This window comes from Brevundimonas sp. UBA2503, assembly GCF_002341485.1.
Lineage (GTDB): Bacteria > Pseudomonadota > Alphaproteobacteria > Caulobacterales > Caulobacteraceae > Brevundimonas > Brevundimonas halotolerans.
Map to the genome: position 1 here is coordinate 22,150 of NZ_DDOD01000020.1, position 17,910 is coordinate 40,059.

Here is a 17,910-nt window from a genome sequence, read left to right on the forward strand (position 1 = left end):
CGGGGCAGCATGCCGTATTCGGCCGTCACCCAGCCCTGGCCCTTGCCGCGCAGCCACGGCGGCAGGTGCTCCTCGACCGAGGCGGTGACCAGCACCTTCGTCTGGCCGAACGACACCAGACACGACCCCTCGGCATAGCGGTTGACGCCGGTTTCAAGCGTCACGGGGCGAAGCTGGTCGGGCGAACGGTCGGAAGGGCGCATGATGTCTCTTTTGCGTATTGGATGGGGTCGCGGGCGTGCTTATCCTGAAAGCGTGACCCTGTCCCGCTCCCAGATGCCAGAAGACCCGCCCCCCGCAGATGCCGGACGAGGCTGCGCATGAGCTCCATGCCGTTTCATCCCTCGCCCTCGCTGACCACGCTGGACGCCCGGGCGCGCGACATCTTCCGCAGCATCGTCGAGACCTATCTGGAGACGGGAGAGCCGGTCGGGTCGCGGACCCTGTCGCGCGGGACCATCGCCCTGTCGCCGGCCTCGATCCGCAACACCATGCAGGACCTGACGCTGGCGGGTTTGCTGGCGTCGCCGCACACCTCGTCCGGGCGGGTGCCGACCCATGCCGGGCTGCGGCTGTTCGTCGACGGTTTGCTGGAGATCGGCGACGTCGGCACCGAGGAACGGCGCGAGATCGATGCGCGGCTGGCGGGGCTGGCGCGGCCGGGGGGGCGCGTGGATTTCGATCAGGCGCTGAACGAGGCGTCGTCCCTGCTGTCGGGACTGGCGGGCGGGGCCGGCATTGTCGCCAGCCCGGTCCGGGATACCGGAATCAAGCACGTCGAGTTCGTGGCGCTGGGCCATGATCAGGCCCTGGCCATTCTGGTGGCCGAGGACGGGCAGGTGGAGAACCGGCTGATGCCCATGGGGCCCGGCATGACCCCCTCGACCCTGCAGGAGGCCTCGAACTTTCTGAATGCCCGGCTGAAGGGTCGCTCGCTGACCGAGGCCCGGGGCGAGATGAGCCAGGAGCTGAATTCGGCGCGTCAGGCGCTGGATGCGGCGGCCGCCCGGCTGGTCGAGGACGGCATGGCGGCCTGGTCCGGGGCGGCGGGGCCGCGGTCGCTGATCGTGCGGGGGCGGGCCAATCTGTTGCAGGACCGCGAGGCGCTGGAGGATCTGGACCGGGTGCGGGTGCTGTTCGATGATCTGGAGCAGAAGGAACAGCTGATCGGCCTGCTGGACGGGGTGTCCGAGGCCCAGGGGGTGCGCATTTTTATCGGCGCCGAGACACGACTGTTTTCACTTTCGGGTTCCTCTGTGATCGCCGCGCCCTATATGACGGGGCGACAACGGGTGCTGGGCGCGGTCGGCGTGATCGGCCCCACGCGTTTGAACTATGCCAGGATCATTCCGTTGGTGGACTACACCGCCCGCGTACTGAGCCGATTGTTTGACGGACAAGAGCCTTGAACGACACACCGCACGACCCCGAAACTCATGAATTCGACGACCTGAACGGTATGGATCCGGCCGATGAAGCCGACGCCGAGGCGGGCCTGAATTCCGATCCTGCCCATACAGGTGTGGGCATGGACAACCTCGACGCCATCCTCGACGAGCGGGACCAATGGAAGGACCGGGCGCTGCGCGCCGTGGCCGAGGTCGAGAACATCAAGCGCCGGGCCGAGACCCAGAACAATGACGCCCGCGCCTATGCCATCCAGCGCTTTGCCCGCGACCTGCTGGGCGTGGCCGACAATCTGGAGCGGGCCCTGCAGGCGGCACCCAAGAATGCCGAGGGGGCCGAGGCCGGGTTGGTGACCGGGCTGGAGCTGACGCAGAAGTCCCTGCTGTCGGCCTTTGCCAGCAACAATCTGGTGCGCGTGGCGCCCGAGGCGGGTGAAGCATTCGATCCGCACCTGCATCAGGCGATGATGGAGCAGCCGTCAGAGACAGTGCCCGGCGGGTCTGTGATCCAGACGCTGCAGGCGGGCTATGCCCTGTTCGGGCGCACGGTGCGCCCGGCCATGGTGGTCGTCGCCGCCAAGGGGTCCGGCCCCGCACCCGGCACCTCGGCCTCAGACGCAGCCCATGCCTATGAGGCCACAGCCTCGGCCACGGGCGGGGCCCACGACTCGAAGGCCTGATGATTTGGGGGCCTGACCCTCAGGTCTTGAGGCGCGCGTCGAACAGGGCCAGCAGCTTGTCCCAGCCGTCGGCGGCGGCATCGGCCTTGTAGCTGGCGCGGTAGTCGGCGTGGAAGCCGTGCTGGGCACCGTCATAGACGTCGATGCCGCTGTCGGTGCGCCCGGCGCGCTGCAGGGCCTGACGCATGAGCTCGACACTGGACAGCGGGATGCCCCGATCCATCTCGCCATAGAGGCCCAGCACCGGCGCCTTCAGGTCGGCCGCCAGATCGACCGGCCAGGGCTGGCCGGCGGCGATCTGTTCGGGCGTGGCCTCGGCGGCGGGGGCCAGACGGCCGTACCAGGCGACGCCGGCGTCGATCACGGCAAAGCGGGCGCAGGCCTGCCAGACGACCTTGCCGCCCCAGCAGAAGCCGGTGATGCCGACCTTGTCGGCCCTGGCCCACAGCTGGCGCGACAGCCATTCCATGCCGGCGGAGATGTCGCCCATCACCTGCTCATACCCCGCCTGACCGACGATCTCCTGGATGCGACCGAAGTCGGTGAGCGGTGCCGGATCCTCGACCCGGACGAAGAAGGCGGGCGCCATGGCCGCATAGCCGGCCTTTGCCAGACGGCGGCAGATGTCGCGGATATAGTCATGGACGCCGAAGATTTCGGAGGCGACGATCACCACGGGAAAGGGCCCCTCGCCCTCGGGACGCGCGACATAGGCGGGCAGATCAAAGCCGTCCGGTGCCGGATAGCTGACGGTTTCGGTGACCAGACCCTCGCTGTCGGTGACGACCGGGCTGGCGTCCTGGGCCAGCGCCGCGGGGGCATAGCCCGCGAACATCAGGCCGGTCAGGCCCCCTGTGGCCAACGCCCTGCGGCTGAAACGAAAATCCTGATCGGTCGGGCCTTCGGGGCGGGTCAGTCGCATCGGGCGGTCTCCTGAGTTTCAGGCCGCAAACCTGCGCCCTGTGTCCCGGGACGTCCAGTCACGATCGCCTCAGCGACCGGGGTCAGCGGGTGAAATAATAGTCCGCGATGCGACAGACGTTGACGCCCACCCGCTCCAGTCGCTCGCCGTTCGAAAACTCGGCGCGCACGACATAGACGCAGGCGCCCGAGCCGTTGTCGACGTCGATGACCGCACTGTCGCCCGTCGCCAGCACCTCGGGCGTCAGAAGATCGCCGCGCCAGTCGGTCCGGGCGGGATCAGCGGCATAGAGGCTGACGATGGTCCAGCCGGTCTGGTTATGGACCCGCACGCGACGGTTCTGGCCGTCATTGGAAGACTGGGCGCCGCGCGTTGTCCCGCGCGACTGGTCCGCCGACTGGGCCCAGCCGGGTTCAGGCGCCGCCAGCAGGCAGGCCGAAAGGGCCAGAACGCCGGTGGCGCTGGCAACGCCGCAGAGCCGCAGGCCGGAAAACTTGGACATAAGGGCGTCGTCCCTGCAGCGAATGAAATCCGGAAAGCGCGGTTTCCGGGCGGTGCAACTGGTTTAGGTGACCCCCATACTGGCGTCCAGCCGAGGCTGTGACACCTGACGGAGCCTGATTATCGTCTTTCGTGAGGCGGTGAGGCGGTCTGCGCCCCGATCACAGCGGGCCCGTATGCACGAAAGGGCTTGCGGGTGCCCCTGCGCTTCCCATATCGGCATCAGCCGTGCAAAGCCCCTTGTCTCTCTGGGGATTTGCCCGAACCGAACACCAACCCCCCGGGGGTGGCTGACAAGGGCGCTCGAACGAGGCCCGGAGCCATCCGCCGAACAGGAGCAAGACGTAGAGTCCATGAGCAAGATCATCGGCATTGACCTCGGTACGACCAATTCGTGCGTAGCCGTCATGGACGGCAAGACCCCGAAGGTTATCGAGAACGCTGAGGGCAACCGCACCACCCCGTCGGTGGTGGCGATCCAGGATGGCGGCGAAGTGCTGGTGGGCCAGCCCGCGCGTCGTCAGGCGGTGACCAATCCGGCCAACACCCTGTTCGCCATCAAACGCCTGATCGGCCGGAATTTCGACGACCCCGTCGTGGCCAAAGACAAGAAGATGGTCCCCTATGAGATCGTCAAGGGCCCGACCGGCGACGCCTGGGTGCGCGCCCAGGGCAAGGATTATTCGCCCCAGCAAATCTCGGCCTACACCCTTCAGAAGATGAAGGAGGCCGCCGAGGCCTATCTGGGCGAGAAGGTCGAAAAGGCGGTCATCACCGTTCCGGCCTATTTCAACGACAGTCAGCGTCAGGCGACCAAGGATGCCGGCAAGATCGCCGGGCTTGAAGTCCTGCGCATCATCAATGAGCCGACGGCGGCCGCTCTGGCCTATGGCCTGGAAAAGAACGACGGCCAGAAGATCGCGGTCTATGACCTGGGCGGCGGCACCTTTGACGTCTCGATCCTCGAGATCGGCGACGGCGTCTTTGAGGTGAAGTCGACCAATGGGGACACCTTCCTCGGCGGTGAGGACTTTGACCTGCGTCTGGTCGATTATCTGGCCGATGAGTTCAAGAAGGATCAGGGCGTTGACCTGCGCCAGGACAAGCTGGCCCTGCAGCGCCTGAAGGAAGAGGCCGAGAAGGCCAAGAAGGAGCTGTCCTCGACCACCCAGTATGAGGTCAATCTGCCGTTCATCACCATGAACGCCTCGGGCCCGCTGCACCTGAACATCAAGCTGTCGCGCTCCAAGCTGGAGGCGCTGGTCGAGGATCTGGTCCAGCGCACCATCGCGCCCTGTGAAAAGGCGCTTAAGGATGCCGGGCTGAAGGCCTCGGATATCGACGAAGTGGTGCTGGTCGGCGGCATGACCCGCATGCCGATGGTTCAGGAAGCCGTGAAGAAATTCTTCGGCAAGGAGCCGCACAAGGGGGTCAACCCCGATGAGGTCGTGGCGCTGGGCGCCGCCGTTCAGGCGGGCGTGCTGCAAGGCGACGTCAAGGATGTGCTGCTGCTGGACGTGACCCCGCTGACGCTGGGCATCGAGACGCTGGGCGGTGTGTTCACTCCGCTGATCGAGCGCAACACCACCATCCCGACCAAGAAGAGCCAGACCTTTTCGACCGCCGAGGACAACCAGTCGGCCGTGACCATCCGGGTCTTCCAGGGCGAGCGGCCGATGGCGTCGGACAACAAGATCCTGGGTCAGTTCGACCTGATGGGGATTCCGCCCGCACCGCGCGGCATGCCGCAGGTCGAGGTGACGTTCGACATCGACGCCAACGGCATCGTCCACGTCTCGGCCAAGGACAAGGCGACCAACAAGGAACAGTCGATCCGCATTCAGGCCAATGGCGGCCTGTCGGATGAGGACATCGACAAGATGGTCAAGGAGGCTGAGGCCAATGCCGCGGCTGACAAGCAGCGCAAGGAAACGGTCGAGGCCCAGAATTCGGCCGACAGCCTGATCCACTCGACCGAGAAGGCCATGGCCGAGCACGGCGACAAGGTTGGCGAGCCCGACAAGGCGGCCATCCAGACCGCCCTCGACGAACTGAAGGCGGCGCGCGAAGGCTCGGACCTCGAAGACCTGCGGGCCAAGACCACGGCCCTGGCCCAGGCCTCGATGAAGCTGGGCGAGGCCATGTATGCGGCCCAGCAGGGTGCGCCGGGCGAAGGTGACGACGCGGCGGCCCCCGCCGACGACGGTGTGGTCGATGCGGAGTTCGAGGAAGTCTCGGGCGACGAAGCGGACAAGAAGGCCGACTGACGACCGCGCCTTCCCCCGTCTTTCGGGAAGGCAAAATGCATCCGGCCCCGCTTGTCAGGCGACAGGCGGGGCCGTTTCATGAAACTTGCATCATGCGACCCGACACCCATGTCTGTCGGGGTATCGGTTTCCGGCCAGCCTCCGCCGAAGAGGGGCGGCCGGATCGAAACGGGATAATGAGGATCACGGCCTGATGGCGCAGCGCGATTATTACGAGATTCTGGGGGTTGAACGCACGGTCGATGCCGCCGGGCTGAAGGCTGCCTATCGCAAGCTGGCCATGCAGCACCACCCGGACCGCAACGACGGCTGCGAGGAGGCCTCGACCCGCTTCAAGGAAGTGTCCGAGGCCTATGCCGTCCTGTCGGATGCGCAGAAACGCGCCGCCTATGACCGGTTTGGCCATGAGGGCGTGGGCGGCGGCGGTCAGGGTCCGTTCGGACGCGGCGGGGCCGGCTATGCCGACGTCAATGACATCTTCGAGCAGGTGTTCGGCGACGCCTTTGGCGATGTGTTCGGCGGGCGCGGTGCCCGCAGCGGCGGACCCCGTCGGGGTTCGGACCTGCGCTATGACCTCGAGATCACGCTGGAAGACGCCTATCGCGGCACCGATGTCGAGATTTCCTTTCCCACGACAACGGCCTGTGAGCCCTGCGAGGGCACGGGAGCCAAGCCGGGCACCCAGCCGGTCACCTGTTCGACCTGTCAGGGTGCGGGCCGCGTGCGGCAGGCCAACGGCTTCTTTCAGGTCGAGCGCACCTGTCCGCATTGTGGCGGGGCCGGCAAGCGCGTGGCCGAGGCCTGTGCCACCTGTCGCGGTCAGGGCCAGGTGCGGCGCTCACGCACCCTGTCGCTGAAGGTGCCGGCCGGGGTGGATGACGGATCGCGCATCCGCCTGACCGGCGAAGGCGATGCCGGGCTGCGGGGCGGGCCGCGCGGCGACCTCTATGTCTTTCTATCGGTCAAGACGCACGAACTGTTCGAGCGGGACAATCTGGACCTGCTGGTGACCGTGCCGGTGCCGATGACGGTGGCGGCACTGGGCGGGGCGATCGACGCCCCCTGTCTGGTGTCCGAGGCCTGTGACGGCCGCTGCAAGGCCCCGGTTCAGGTGCCCGCAGGGGCCCAGACCGGCCGGACCATCCGCATCAAGGGCAAGGGCATGCCGCACCTGAACGGCAAGCAGCGCGGCGATCTGGTCGTCGAACTGTTCGTCGAGACGCCCTCGGACCTGACGCCCCGCCAGAAGGAGCTGATGCAGGAGCTGGCGCTGTCGTTCGGCGAGGACCAGAACCCGCGCAATTCCAGCTTTGCCGGCAAGGCCAAACGCTTCTGGGCCGATATTCTGGGGGGGGACGGCGACGGGCCCGGCGCCTCCTCGTCGCGGGAGTCCGCCGCGTGAACGCCCTGTTCCACGCCGGGATTTCCGGCGCGCGCGGACGGATGGGACGGGCGGTTTCTCAGGTTCTGGACGCCCGCAAGGATGTGGTGGTCGCCGCCCGCTTTGATCGCGGGGAACTGCCCGATCTGTCGCTGTGCGACGTGGTGATCGATTTTTCGACCCCCGAGGCCTCGGTCGAACTGGCCGAGCGCTGCGCCCAGGCGGGTGGCCCGGCGCTGGTGATCGGATCGACCGGCCTGTCACCCGAGGAAGAGGCCCGGATCGAGGCGGCGGCCGAGAAGGTCGCCATTGTCCGGAGCGGCAATTTCTCGCTGGGCGTCAACATATTGATCGGTCTGGTCGAGCATGCGGCCCAGCGGCTGGATGCGCGCGACTGGGACATTGAGGTGCTGGAATCGCACCACCGCAAGAAGGTCGACGCGCCGTCGGGTACGGCCCTGATGCTGGGGGAGGCCGCCGCCAGTGGACGGAATGTCGAGCTGGAGGATGTCCGGGCCGCGCCGCGCAATGGGGTGGGTGAGCCGCGCGCCGAGGGCGAGATCGGCTTCGCCGCCCTGCGCGCCGGGGGCATCGTTGGCGAGCACACCGTGCTGTTCGCCTCGGACGATGAGGTCCTGACCCTCAGCCATTCGGCCATCGACCGGTCGCTGTTCGCCAAGGGCGCGGTGGCCGCTGCCGCCTGGGTGCGCAATCGCCGCCCCGGCCTTTATGACATGCAGGACGTGCTGGGCTTCCGCCAGGCCTGAGAGGAGACGCCGTGATCCGGCTGGAGGGCATCACGGGCGGGATCATCCTGAGGATCCTGGCGGCGGGCAGTTTCTCGCTGATGTCCGGCCTGATGAAGCTGGCGGCCGAAAGCGGCGTCACCGCCCCCGAGATGATGTTCTACCGGGCCATCTTCGGCCTGCCGGTGGTGCTGGCCTGGGTGATGATGGGGCCGGGCCTCAAGGCCATCGCCACGCGGCGGCCGCTGATGCATCTGTGGCGGTGTGGGCTGGGGGTGACCGGCATCCTGTGCCTGTTCCAGGCCCTGACGCTGTTGCCGCTGGCCGATGCGACGACGTTGGGCTTTACCGCCCCGATGTTCGCCACCCTGTTGTCCTTCCTGTTCCTGAAGGAGGCGGTCGGTCGGCATCGCTGGCTGGCGGTGGTGGTCGGCTTTGTCGGGGTGATGATTGTCATGCGACCGGGCGGGGACCCCCTGCCCGCCGTCGGAGTGGCGTTTGCGCTGGTGGGCGCGGGCTTTTCGGCCGGGGTGACGGTGACCCTGCGCCACCTGAGCCAGACCGAGCATGTGGCGGCCATTGTCTTCTGGTTCTTCATCGCCTGCGCGGTCGTAGGCGCGCTGCTGCTGCCGGCCTTTGGCAGTTTGCACCCGCCGCTGGCCTTTGCCTTTCTGGTGGGAGCCGGGATGGCGGGCGGTGTGGCCCAGCTGGCCATGACCGAGTCGCTGCGGCTGGCGCCCGTGTCGGCGGTGACGCCCTTTGACTATCTGCAGATCGCAGGCGCCGTGCTGTTCGGGTGGCTGGCCCTGTCGGTGGCGCCGTCGATCTCGACGCTGGCGGGCGCCGCCCTGATCGTCGCGAGCGGCCTCTATACCGCCTGGCGCGAGCAGGTCCGGCGGCGGGCGGTCACCGCCCCCACGCCGCCGATCTGAGGGGCTCAGCGGCCGGTGGAGCCGAAGCCGCCGGTGCCACGGGCGGTCTCATCCAGGCTGTCGACGACCGACCACTCCGCCCGCTCATGGGCGGCGATGACCATCTGGGCGATGCGCTCGCCGCGCCGGATGACAAAGGCCTCGCCGCCCAGATTGGCGAGGATCACCCCGACCTCACCGCGATAGTCGCTGTCGATGGTGCCGGGGCTGTTCAGGCAGGTGATGCCGGCCTTGAGCGCCAGACCGGAGCGGGGACGCACCTGGGCCTCAAAGCCCACGGGCACCGCAATCTTCAGACCCGTCGGCACCAGGGCCCGGGCGCCGGGCTCAAGCACCATGGGCTGGTCCTCGGGCACGGCCGCGCGCAGATCCATGCCGGCCGCGCCGTCGGTCTCATATGCGGGCAGGGGCAGGCCCTCGGCGTGGGGCAGTTGCACGAGAGCGATGCGGGTCATGGAGCCTCTTTCGTAAAATGGGCCGCCACGGCGCGGACCAGACGGTCGGCCACAGCGGTCTTGGTGGTCTCGGGCCAGGGGTCGGGGGCCTCGCCCTTGCTGAACAGCATCACCCGGGTCTCGTCCCGCCCGAAGACGCCCTCGGACACATCATTGCCGACGATCCAGTCGCAGCCCTTGGTCTCCAGCTTGGCGGCGGCCCGGGCCTCCAGCTGGCCGGTCTCGGCGGCAAAACCGATGACCAGCGCCGGGCGCCCCTTTGTGCGGCCCGCCAAAGCCTTGAGGATGTCGGGAGTCTCGACCAGCGTGAGCGCAGGCGGCCCCTCCCCCGCCTGCTTCTTGATCTTTGTGTCGGCAGCTCCGGCCACGCGCCAGTCCGAGACCGCCGCCGTCAAAATGGCGAGGTCCGCAGGGAGGGCCTGCTCTACCGCGTCCAGCATCTGCTCCGCCGTCTCGACCGAGACCCGGTCGACGCCGGCGGGCGTATCCAGCGCCACCGGCCCGGAGACCAGCGTCACCCGCGCTCCCGCCCGGGCGAGCGCCCCGGCGATGGCATAGCCCTGTTTGCCACTGGAGCGATTGGTCAGGCCGCGCACGGGGTCGATCGGTTCGAAGGTTGGGCCCGCAGTGACCAGGGCATGCCGCCCGGTCAGAAGACGAGTCGACAGCCCGCCCTTGCCGTCATGGGAGAGGATGGCATCAAGTATGGCTGCGGGCTCGGCCATGCGGCCCGGGCCATATTCGCCGCAGGCCATTTCCCCGTCATCCGGGCCGACCACCGCATAGCGGGGCTCGGTAAAGCCCAGCAAGGTCGACAGATTGGCCTGCACCGCCGGGTGTAGCCACATGCGGACATTCATGGCCGGGGCCAGCAGCACCGGAGCATCGGTCGCCAGAAGTGTGGTCGAGGCAAGATCGTCTGCGGCGCCCGTTGCGGCCTTGGCCATCAGGCCCGCCGTGGCCGGAGCTACCACGATCAGATCGGCCCAGCGCGACAGCTCGATATGTCCCATGGTGGTCTCATCTTCCGACGAGAACAGGTCCTGCCGCACAGCACTGCCGGTCAGGGCCGCCAACGACAGGGGGGTGACAAACTCGGCCCCGAACCGGGTCAGGATCGAGCGAACCTCCAGCCCGGCCTTTCGCATCAGACGCACCAGCTCCAGCGCCTTATAGGCCGCGATACCGCCCCCGACGATCAGAAGGACACGACGCACAGCGGGACGAGCGGGAGGATTTTGGGCCATGCGCCTTCCTTAGCCGCCCCTCCCCGCCCCGTCGAGCAGCGGCCCAGCCGGGAATTCGCGCTCACCGAACAAGAACATTGCAAGAACAGTTAACCTGTGCTTCTTTCCTTTCGGCGGGTTCCTTGAGGGAGGGTTTGATGCGCCTGACACGTTCATTTCTGATGATGGCCGGTGTGGCCGCTCTGGGTCTTTCGGCCTGTGATAACGGGGCGTCGGCGGTCGAGACGCGCGACCGTGCGGCGGTGTCCGAAGATGCCAAGCCGGCGGACGGCGGGTCTGACGGGGAGGCCGCCAAGAGCGCGGACGGCTCCGCCGAGGCCAAGCCGCTGCTGACGGCCAATCGGCGTGAAACAGTCGATGCCAAGATTCAGCGGCTGTTCGAGCGGAATGGGGCCGATTTCGGCACGCCAACGGCCGACGCCTATCTGGCGGCGATCACGGCCTTCACGACCACGCCGCCTGCGGATGCCGAGACGGTGCGCCGGGGCAATGGAGACATGTTGATCTATCAGGCCTCGACCAACACCTTTGCCGTGGTGGATTCCGACGGGGTGCCGCGCACCATGTTCAAACCCGACGACGGCCCGGCGTATTGGGCCAAGGAAAAGGCGGCGGCGCCGACCTTTGGCCAGCGGCGTCAGGCTAGCGAGAGCCGCTAATCCGCATCGTCGGTGTCGGGCGTGTCCAGCATTTCGCGGATCAAATCCAGAGCCAGGCGCTGACGTTTGGCCGACAAACGGGGTGCGAGCCGGGTGATCTCGATCGTCTGGCGGGTGGCGGGAAAGTCATGCTCGAACCCGGCACCTTCCTCGGCCACACCGGCAGCGCCTTCGGCCAGCCCGTCGAAGAAATAGCCGACGTCGACCTTGAAGAAGCGCGAGATGTCGAACAGCTTGGACGCCGAGATGCGGTTGACGCCCTTCTCGTATTTCTGGATCTGCTGGAAGGTCAGACCCAGGGCGCGCCCCAGATCGCTCTGGTTATAGCCCAGGCTGATACGTTTTTCGCATACGCGACGCCCGACATACCGGTCTACCGGATGGGGGCCATCGACGCCCTTGCCTCTCGCCATCGTCTCTTGTCCTGTTCCGCGCCCGGCTGCAGCGGGTTAAAGCCGTCATGCGCCCGTCAAAAGGCTGTGTCACCTAAAAATCAAGACAGATACGGGCCGAAATGCGGCTTCGACTCGCCACAGGCCATTTCCCCGCTTATGTCCGATACCGGACAGTCTGTCAGCGTCGGAAGCGTCGGACAAGGGACCCGAACCGGTCACCGATAGCGATCAGCAAGGCCCCCAGGGTCAGCAGCCAGAAGCCGAGGTCGCCGATCCGCCCAAAGAGGGTCGGAGACAGGGCGGCGGGCAGGCGGGTATCGATCACGCCGCTTTCGCCCGGGTCCAGTCGGGCGCGCGGATCGACCCGGCCCCACGGATCGATCAGGGCCGAGATCCCGGTCGGCGTGGCACGCACCACGGGCAGCCCCGTCTCGATGGCACGATAGGCAGCCAGGTTCAGGTGCTGGACCGGCCCCGAAGTCCGCCCGAACCAGGCGTCGTTCGACACATTGGCGATCCACAGCGGGCGATCCGCGCCGACCCCCCGGGTAAAGCCGGGATAGAGGCTTTCATAGCAGATCAGCGGTTGCAGATCGGGCAGGCCCTCCAGCTTCAGCGGGGCCGGACGCGGCCCGGGGCTGAAATCGGCGGCCACGTGGACGAGGCTGCGCACGCCGATACGGCTCATCAGGGCGCCCGCGGGCAGATATTCGCCGAACGGCACCAGCCGGTGCTTGTCATAGATGCCGGTGACCTCCAGCCCGCCCTCTCCGCTCTGACGGACTGCCAGCAGGCTGTTGTAGAAGCGGGCCCCGACCTCGGTGGAAGCGTCGGGCTCGGCGCGGCTCATCCCCATCAGCAGGATTTGGCCAGGCTGCAGGACATTGCGGAGCGCGGCGGCCTCCCACGCATCGGGGGCCAGAACGGCATTAGCGGTATTGGGTAGGGCGCCCTCGGGCCAGACGATCACATCGGGCACGCGCGCGCCGGGGCGTCCGGTCAGATTGACATAGCGGTTGACGATCGAGCGATAGGCGTCGGGCGTCCATTTCGACTGTTGATCGACGTCGGCCTGAACGATGCGGATAACCGTCGGGGTCATCTCGACCTGGGCCCCGGTCAGCCGGAACCCGCCCCAGATATGGAGGGCGAGGATCAGGACGATACCCAGTGCCGCCTTGCCGGCCCGGGCCTTGCGATCCCCGGGCATCATCAAGGGGCCGAGCGCGGCAAAGCCCGCCACCGTCAGGAAGCCGAGGCCATAGACGCCGACAAGGGCGGCCACCTGCGAGGGGGCCGAGCCCGCTTGCCAGCTGGCGCCCGCCGGGTTCCACGGAAAGCCGGTCAGCACATGGCCGCGCAACCATTCGACAAGGGCGAACAGGGCGGCAAAGGCCAACACCCGACGCACCCCCTGGACCTCCAGGTTGCGATAGGTCGCCAGCGCCAGCCCCCAGAACAGGCCCATACCCATGGGCAACAGGGCTGCGGCGAACGGCGCCATCCAGGCCTGGGCCGGATTGACCAGAAAGGCCTCGGCCACCCACCAGCAGCCGACGAGGAAATAGGCAAAGCCCGCCAGCCAGCCCATCCAGAAGGCGGCTCGACGATTTGGCGATCCGTCTGCGAGGACCAGCATCAGGGCATAGCCGAGAAGCCCCGGCAGAATGCCGAACGGTGGGTGGGCAAAGGCCGCACCGGCGCCTGCCAGAAGGGCAAGTCCGGCGCGCAGCAGGCGCATCCGGCCGGTCGTGCGAAGGGTTGGGTTAACGGTCGCGTCGGTCATGGCTCGCGATCCAGAATGGCACGATAGGGATCATCGATCCCCAGACCTGCAAGAAGCGTGCGCTCGCGCGCCTCCATGACCTCGGCCTCGCCATCGTCCTGATGGTCATGGCCCTGAAGGTGCAGCAGGCCGTGGATGACCAGATGCGACAGGTGATGGGCGAGCGGCTTTCCCTGATCGGCGGCCTCGCGGCTGCAGACGCCGAAGGCCAGAATTATATCGCCCAGATAGGGGTCGTCGTCCGGCGCGCCGGGTGCCGGAGCGGCGGGAAAGCTCAGCACATTGGTGGGAGCGTCGCGGTCACGAAACCGGGCATTCAGGGCTTGCACCGCGTCATCGCCTTCCAGCAGCACGGTGGCCAGCGGGTCTCCACCCGGAGTGGCCGCCTCGCCCAGCGCGGCCGCCGCGGCGCGCATCACCACCGCCTCAACCTCCGGCAAGGCCTCCCGCCAGGCCGGATCCTCGACCTGGATCTCAATCATGTGCCGCCGCGCGTGCCGTCGGCGTCATAGGCGCGCACGATCCGCTCGACCAGCGGGTGGCGGATGACATCCTCGGCGGCGAATTCGACGACGCCGACACCCTCGACCCCCTTGAGGATGCGCAGGGCGTGCGACAGGCCGGAGTCGCGCGGATTGAGCAGGTCGATCTGGGTCGGATCGCCGGTCACCACCATGCGGGAATTCTCGCCCAGACGGGTCAGCACCATCTTCATCTGCATGCGCGAGGTGTTCTGGGCCTCATCGACGATGACAAAGGCATTCTTGAGCGTCCGGCCGCGCATGAAGGCGATGGGCGCGGTCTCGATCTCGCGGCGGTCCCGGTGGGCCTGCACCTGTTCGGGGCCCAGAACCTCGTTCAGCGCCTCCCAGATCGGGGCCAGATAGGGATCGACCTTTTCGTTCAGGTCGCCCGGCAGAAAGCCCAGCTTTTCCCCGGCATCTACGGCCGGTCGGGTGACCACCAGCCGGCTGACGCTTTTGGCCCTGAGCAAGGATGCCCCGTAGGCCGCCGCCAGAAAGGTCTTGCCGGTGCCCGCCGGGCCCACGCCGAAGCTGAGCGGGCAGTGGGTCATCATGTCGACATAGCGGCTCTGGGCCAGACCCGTGGGGGTGATGGCGCCCTTGCGGCCAAAGGCCAGGACGCCGCCGGTGGCCGCCGCACCCCGCCGGTCCTGACGCAGGATGGCGATCACCAGATCGTCGGTAATCTCGACTCCCTGCTCGACCTTGGCCGACAGGCTTTCGATCATGCGCCGCGCATCGGCCCGGTCGCGCGGCGAGCCATTGATGCGGATGCCACCGCCGGGCGCGTCCAGGTCGACATCATAGGCGGACTCCATCCGGGCCAGATGGCGGCTGTTGGGCCCGACCACCTGACGCAGGACACCGTCCTCAAGGGTGATGAATTCGCTACTGCGCGCCATTCAGGCCGCCTGTTCCGAGCGGGGGATCAGACGCCCCTTGAGACTGTTCTGCTGACCGGCCGTGATCTCGACCTCGACGATCTGACCGATCAGGTCGCGCGCGTCCTCCACATGGACCGACTGCAGATAGGGCGAGCGGCCGATGGCCTGGGCGTCATGCCGCCCGGCCTTTTCAAACAGGACCGGCAGAACCCGGCCAGCCTGCGACGCATTGAAGACGACCTGTTGTTCCAGCAGCAGGGCCTGCAGCCGGTGCAGACGCTCGCGCGAGACCTCGGCGGGTACCTGGGCGCCCATGGTGGCGGCGGGCGTTCCCGGGCGCGGCGAATACATGAAAGAGAAGGCCGAGGCATATCGGACCTCGCGCACCAGATCCATCGTCGCCTCGAAGTCCGCCTCGGTCTCGCCGGGGAAGCCGACGATGAAGTCGCCGGACAGGGCCAGGTCGGGGCGGACCGTCCGCAGGCGCTCGACCAGATCCAGATATTTGGCCCGGCCGTGCTTGCGGTTCATCAGCCGCAGGATGCGATCCGAGCCCGATTGCACCGGCAGATGCAGATAGGGCATCAGCGCGTCCAGCTCGCCGTGGGCGGCGATCAAATCCTCGCCCATGTCATTGGGGTGGCTGGTCGTATAGCGGATGCGGTCCAGCCCCGGGATGTCGGCCAGCGCCCAGGCCAGTCGGGCGAGCGACGACGGCGTGCCATCCGGCCCCGCGCCGTCATAGGCATTGACGTTCTGGCCCAGCAGGGTGATTTCGCGCACCCCCTGATCGGCCAGCGACCGGGCTTCGTCCAGAATGGCGGCGACCGGGCGCGACCATTCGGCGCCGCGGGTATAGGGCACCACGCAGAAGGTACAGAATTTGTCGCAGCCCTCCTGCACGGTCAGGAAGGCAGTGACGCCCTGAATGCCGCGCGCCTTCGGCAGGGCATCGAACTTGTCGACCGGGGCGAAGTCGGCGCCGATCCGCTCGCCGCGCGCCCGGGCGGTGCGGGTCAGCAGTTCGGGCAGCTGGTGATAGGCCTGGGGCCCGACCACGAGATCGACGGCGGGCTGGCGGCGCATGATTTCCTCGCCCTCGGCCTGGGCGACGCAGCCGGCGACGGCGATGGTCATCGCCCCTGACTTTTCTTCCTTGAGGATCCGCAGCTTGCCCAGCTCGGAATAGACCTTTTCGGCGGCCTTTTCGCGGATGTGGCAGGTGTTCAGGATGACGAAGTCCGCGTCCTCGACCGTTTCAGTCGGCGCATAGCCCAGCGGGCGCAGCACATCGGCCATGCGCTCGGAGTCATAGACATTCATCTGGCAGCCGTAGGTCTTGATGAACAGGCGCTTGGGCGCACCCGCTCCGGTCCTGGGCAGGGTCTCGGTGTCGGTCATGGCACGCTTATGAGGGCAGGGCGTGGCGCCCGCAAGGCGGGGAGCAGGGGGCCGGCTCAGGCTTGCTCGGTGTCGCGCTGGCTGTGGCGCTTGTAGATCAGGCCTTCGCGGTCCGAAGGTTCGGCGCCGGGCGTGGGCTTGCCGTACAGTTCCAGCTTGTGCCCGATCAGGTCAAAGCCGAGGCGTTTGGCGATCTCGGTCTTGAGACGTTCGATCTCCGCGTCGTAGAATTCGATCACCTCGCCCGTTTTCGTGTCGATCAGGTGGTCGTGGTGGTCGTCGCCCGCCTCTTCATAGCGGCTGCGACCGTCGCCGAAGTCGTGCTTTTCGACCACGCCGGCCTCTTCGAACAGGCGGACGGTGCGATAGACGGTGGCGATCGAGATGTGCGGGTCGACGGCCGAGGCCCGGCGGTAAAGTTCCTCGACGTCGGGATGGTCTTCGGCTGCGGACAGCACCCGCGCGATCACGCGCCGTTGCTCGGTCATCCGCATGCCGCGGTCGGCGCAAAGTTTCTCGATCCGGTCCATGGGTAAAGAATAGGGCCTTGGCGGGCTCTAGGGAAGCGCCTCGCCCAAGTTGAGAGTGAGAATCAGGGCGTCCACCGGGGAACCGTCGCTGCGGGCATAGTAGCCGCGCCGACGGCCGCTCTCAATCATGCCGACGGCGCGGTAGAGCGCTTGGGCCGCGGCATTGTCGGCGGCGACCTCAAGGAAGACATCGCTCACCCCCCGGGTGCGGCAGGCGGCCAGCGCCCCCTGCATAAGGGCGAGGCCCTGTCCGCGCCGCCGGGCCTCGGGCAGGACGGCAAGGGTCAGGACCTCGGCCTCATCGCCAGCCTGACGCATGAGGATGAAGCCATCCGGCTCCACCTCGGCCCAGACGCCGGGCTGATCCAGCAGGTCGCGCAGCGCCGCCTCGGTCCAGGCGGGCGTGATCGCCCGGGCGTGGATGGCCGCCAGATGGGCCGGGTCGGGAATCACGCGCGGTCCGGTCGGGGCTGGCCCGGCAGGCGCGTCGGCGGTGTGGCATCGGGTGCGCGCAGATAGAGGGGGTCGAGGCCGGTGGCGCCGACTTGACCCGCTCGGATCGTTGCCAGATGCACCAGGGCCGCAGGATCGGGGCCTTCGACCTGCCCTGCGTCCGACGACGCCGGTTTGATCAGGTGTGCACCGCTGCCGATCACCTGCGTGCTGGGGCTGGATGCTTTCAGAAGGGAGGCCGCGTTCTCTATCGTCATGGCCCCGGCTGCCTGCATCGAGGCGCGGGCGAGCGAGGAGTCAATCACGCCGGAACCGTCGCCAGAAATGCCCTGGGCCCCCCAGAGCGCCAGATAGACCTGGCCCCTGCGGGCATCCATCACAGCCACAATAGGAGATGGGCCGTCGGGGGCAGCCAGATGGGCCTGAACCGCCAGCGCATCGAGCGACGACAGGCCGATCGGGCGGGCGCCGGTCGCTGCGGCCAGCCCCTGGGCGAAGGCCAACCCGACACGGAGGCCGGTGAAGGAGCCCGGCCCGCGCGTGGCGGCGACGACCTCGAGCGCCGACGCAGCAACACCGGCCTCGGCCAGCACAGCCTCGACCAGGACCGGCAACCGTTCCTGATGGCCGCGCGTCATGGGCTCCGACCGCGACGCGATCACCCGGCCGTCGCGCCCGAGAGCGACGGTGCACAGGCCCTGCGCCGTATCCAGAACGAGCAGGGTCACGCGCCCCGCCCCT

19 protein-coding genes and 1 pseudogene are annotated in these 17,910 nt (G+C 67.6%); 7 read left to right on the plus strand and 13 right to left on the minus strand.

Going from position 1 to position 17,910, the window contains the following annotated elements; all coding sequences use genetic code 11:
- A pseudogene (locus B4K74_RS09410) lies at positions 1–203 on the minus strand (ribonuclease PH); the annotation flags it as partial.
- Positions 204–329: 126 nt separating this feature from the next.
- On the opposite strand from B4K74_RS09410, the gene hrcA reads away from it, so the two are divergent.
- Together hrcA and grpE are read left to right on the plus strand one after the other, a co-directional pair.
- Positions 330–1,409, plus strand: a complete 1,080-nt coding sequence (hrcA, locus tag B4K74_RS09415; RefSeq protein ID WP_414631002.1) for a heat-inducible transcriptional repressor HrcA — start codon at positions 330–332, stop codon at positions 1,407–1,409.
- Between the two features lie 50 nt (positions 1,410–1,459).
- Positions 1,460–2,086 (plus strand): nucleotide exchange factor GrpE, encoded by a 627-nt coding sequence (gene grpE / locus B4K74_RS09420; RefSeq protein ID WP_414630932.1) that lies wholly within the window; start codon positions 1,460–1,462, stop codon positions 2,084–2,086.
- A gap of 19 nt (positions 2,087–2,105) precedes the next feature.
- On the opposite strand, the gene B4K74_RS09425 is transcribed toward grpE, so the two are convergent.
- The gene (locus tag B4K74_RS09425) at positions 2,106–3,008 is read right to left on the minus strand and encodes a dienelactone hydrolase family protein (protein ID WP_286692718.1); all 903 of its coding nucleotides are present in this window, start codon (positions 3,006–3,008) and stop codon (positions 2,106–2,108) included.
- Between the two features lie 82 nt (positions 3,009–3,090).
- Positions 3,091–3,510 (minus strand): hypothetical protein, encoded by a 420-nt coding sequence (locus B4K74_RS09430; protein ID WP_286692719.1) that lies wholly within the window; start codon positions 3,508–3,510, stop codon positions 3,091–3,093.
- A gap of 352 nt (positions 3,511–3,862) precedes the next feature.
- On the opposite strand from B4K74_RS09430, the gene dnaK reads away from it, so the two are divergent.
- The 4 genes from dnaK (at position 3,863) to B4K74_RS09450 (ending at position 8,835) form a co-directional block, all read left to right on the plus strand.
- Positions 3,863–5,776, plus strand: coding sequence for a molecular chaperone DnaK (gene dnaK, locus B4K74_RS09435; protein WP_286692720.1), 1,914 nt, complete (start codon positions 3,863–3,865; stop codon positions 5,774–5,776).
- 193 nt (positions 5,777–5,969) lie between these two features.
- Positions 5,970–7,178, plus strand: coding sequence for a molecular chaperone DnaJ (gene dnaJ / locus B4K74_RS09440; protein ID WP_286692721.1), 1,209 nt, complete (start codon positions 5,970–5,972; stop codon positions 7,176–7,178).
- Positions 7,175–7,924, plus strand: a complete 750-nt coding sequence (gene dapB / locus B4K74_RS09445; protein ID WP_286692722.1) for a 4-hydroxy-tetrahydrodipicolinate reductase — start codon at positions 7,175–7,177, stop codon at positions 7,922–7,924. Before dnaJ ends, dapB begins: the two co-directional genes overlap by 4 nt.
- A gap of 11 nt (positions 7,925–7,935) precedes the next feature.
- Positions 7,936–8,835, plus strand: a complete 900-nt coding sequence (locus B4K74_RS09450; protein ID WP_286692723.1) for a DMT family transporter — start codon at positions 7,936–7,938, stop codon at positions 8,833–8,835.
- A 5-nt stretch (positions 8,836–8,840) separates the two neighbouring features.
- Here B4K74_RS09450 and dut read toward each other — a convergent pair whose 3' ends face one another.
- Positions 8,841–9,290: a dUTP diphosphatase gene (gene dut / locus B4K74_RS09455; RefSeq protein WP_123285893.1), complete on the minus strand. Its 450-nt coding sequence runs from the start codon at positions 9,288–9,290 to the stop codon at positions 8,841–8,843.
- Positions 9,287–10,537, minus strand: coding sequence for a bifunctional phosphopantothenoylcysteine decarboxylase/phosphopantothenate--cysteine ligase CoaBC (coaBC, locus tag B4K74_RS09460; protein ID WP_286692724.1), 1,251 nt, complete (start codon positions 10,535–10,537; stop codon positions 9,287–9,289). The genes dut and coaBC overlap by 4 nt, the downstream gene beginning before the upstream one ends.
- Positions 10,538–10,674: 137 nt before the next feature.
- Here coaBC and B4K74_RS09465 point away from each other — a divergent pair, with 137 nt between their 5' ends.
- Positions 10,675–11,196: an S-type pyocin family protein gene (locus B4K74_RS09465; protein WP_241153072.1), complete on the plus strand. Its 522-nt coding sequence runs from the start codon at positions 10,675–10,677 to the stop codon at positions 11,194–11,196.
- Here B4K74_RS09465 and B4K74_RS09470 read toward each other — a convergent pair.
- The 8 genes from B4K74_RS09470 to tsaB all read right to left on the minus strand — a co-directional run bounded on the left by B4K74_RS09470 (position 11,193) and on the right by tsaB (position 17,897).
- Positions 11,193–11,609: a helix-turn-helix domain-containing protein gene (locus B4K74_RS09470; RefSeq protein ID WP_123285895.1), complete on the minus strand. Its 417-nt coding sequence runs from the start codon at positions 11,607–11,609 to the stop codon at positions 11,193–11,195. The two genes, B4K74_RS09465 and B4K74_RS09470, sit on opposite strands and share 4 nt — an antisense overlap.
- 160 nt (positions 11,610–11,769) lie before the next feature.
- The gene (gene lnt, locus B4K74_RS09475; RefSeq protein ID WP_123285896.1) at positions 11,770–13,377 is read right to left on the minus strand and encodes an apolipoprotein N-acyltransferase; all 1,608 of its coding nucleotides are present in this window, start codon (positions 13,375–13,377) and stop codon (positions 11,770–11,772) included.
- Complete coding sequence (ybeY, locus tag B4K74_RS09480) at positions 13,374–13,859, minus strand: rRNA maturation RNase YbeY (protein WP_286692725.1); 486 nt, start codon at positions 13,857–13,859, stop codon at positions 13,374–13,376. The genes lnt and ybeY overlap by 4 nt, the downstream gene beginning before the upstream one ends.
- Positions 13,856–14,803 (minus strand): PhoH family protein, encoded by a 948-nt coding sequence (locus tag B4K74_RS09485; protein ID WP_286692726.1) that lies wholly within the window; start codon positions 14,801–14,803, stop codon positions 13,856–13,858. Before B4K74_RS09485 ends, ybeY begins: the two co-directional genes overlap by 4 nt.
- The gene (miaB, locus tag B4K74_RS09490; RefSeq protein ID WP_286692727.1) at positions 14,804–16,186 is read right to left on the minus strand and encodes a tRNA (N6-isopentenyl adenosine(37)-C2)-methylthiotransferase MiaB; all 1,383 of its coding nucleotides are present in this window, start codon (positions 16,184–16,186) and stop codon (positions 14,804–14,806) included.
- A 56-nt stretch (positions 16,187–16,242) separates the two neighbouring features.
- Entirely contained in the window at positions 16,243–16,716 is a 474-nt protein-coding gene (locus B4K74_RS09495; protein ID WP_123285900.1) for a Fur family transcriptional regulator, read from the minus strand.
- 27 nt (positions 16,717–16,743) lie between these two features.
- Complete coding sequence (locus B4K74_RS09500) at positions 16,744–17,169, minus strand: GNAT family N-acetyltransferase (RefSeq protein WP_286692728.1); 426 nt, start codon at positions 17,167–17,169, stop codon at positions 16,744–16,746.
- Positions 17,166–17,897: a tRNA (adenosine(37)-N6)-threonylcarbamoyltransferase complex dimerization subunit type 1 TsaB gene (tsaB, locus tag B4K74_RS09505; protein WP_286692729.1), complete on the minus strand. Its 732-nt coding sequence runs from the start codon at positions 17,895–17,897 to the stop codon at positions 17,166–17,168. The genes B4K74_RS09500 and tsaB overlap by 4 nt, the downstream gene beginning before the upstream one ends.
- Positions 17,898–17,910: the final 13 nt, after the last annotated feature.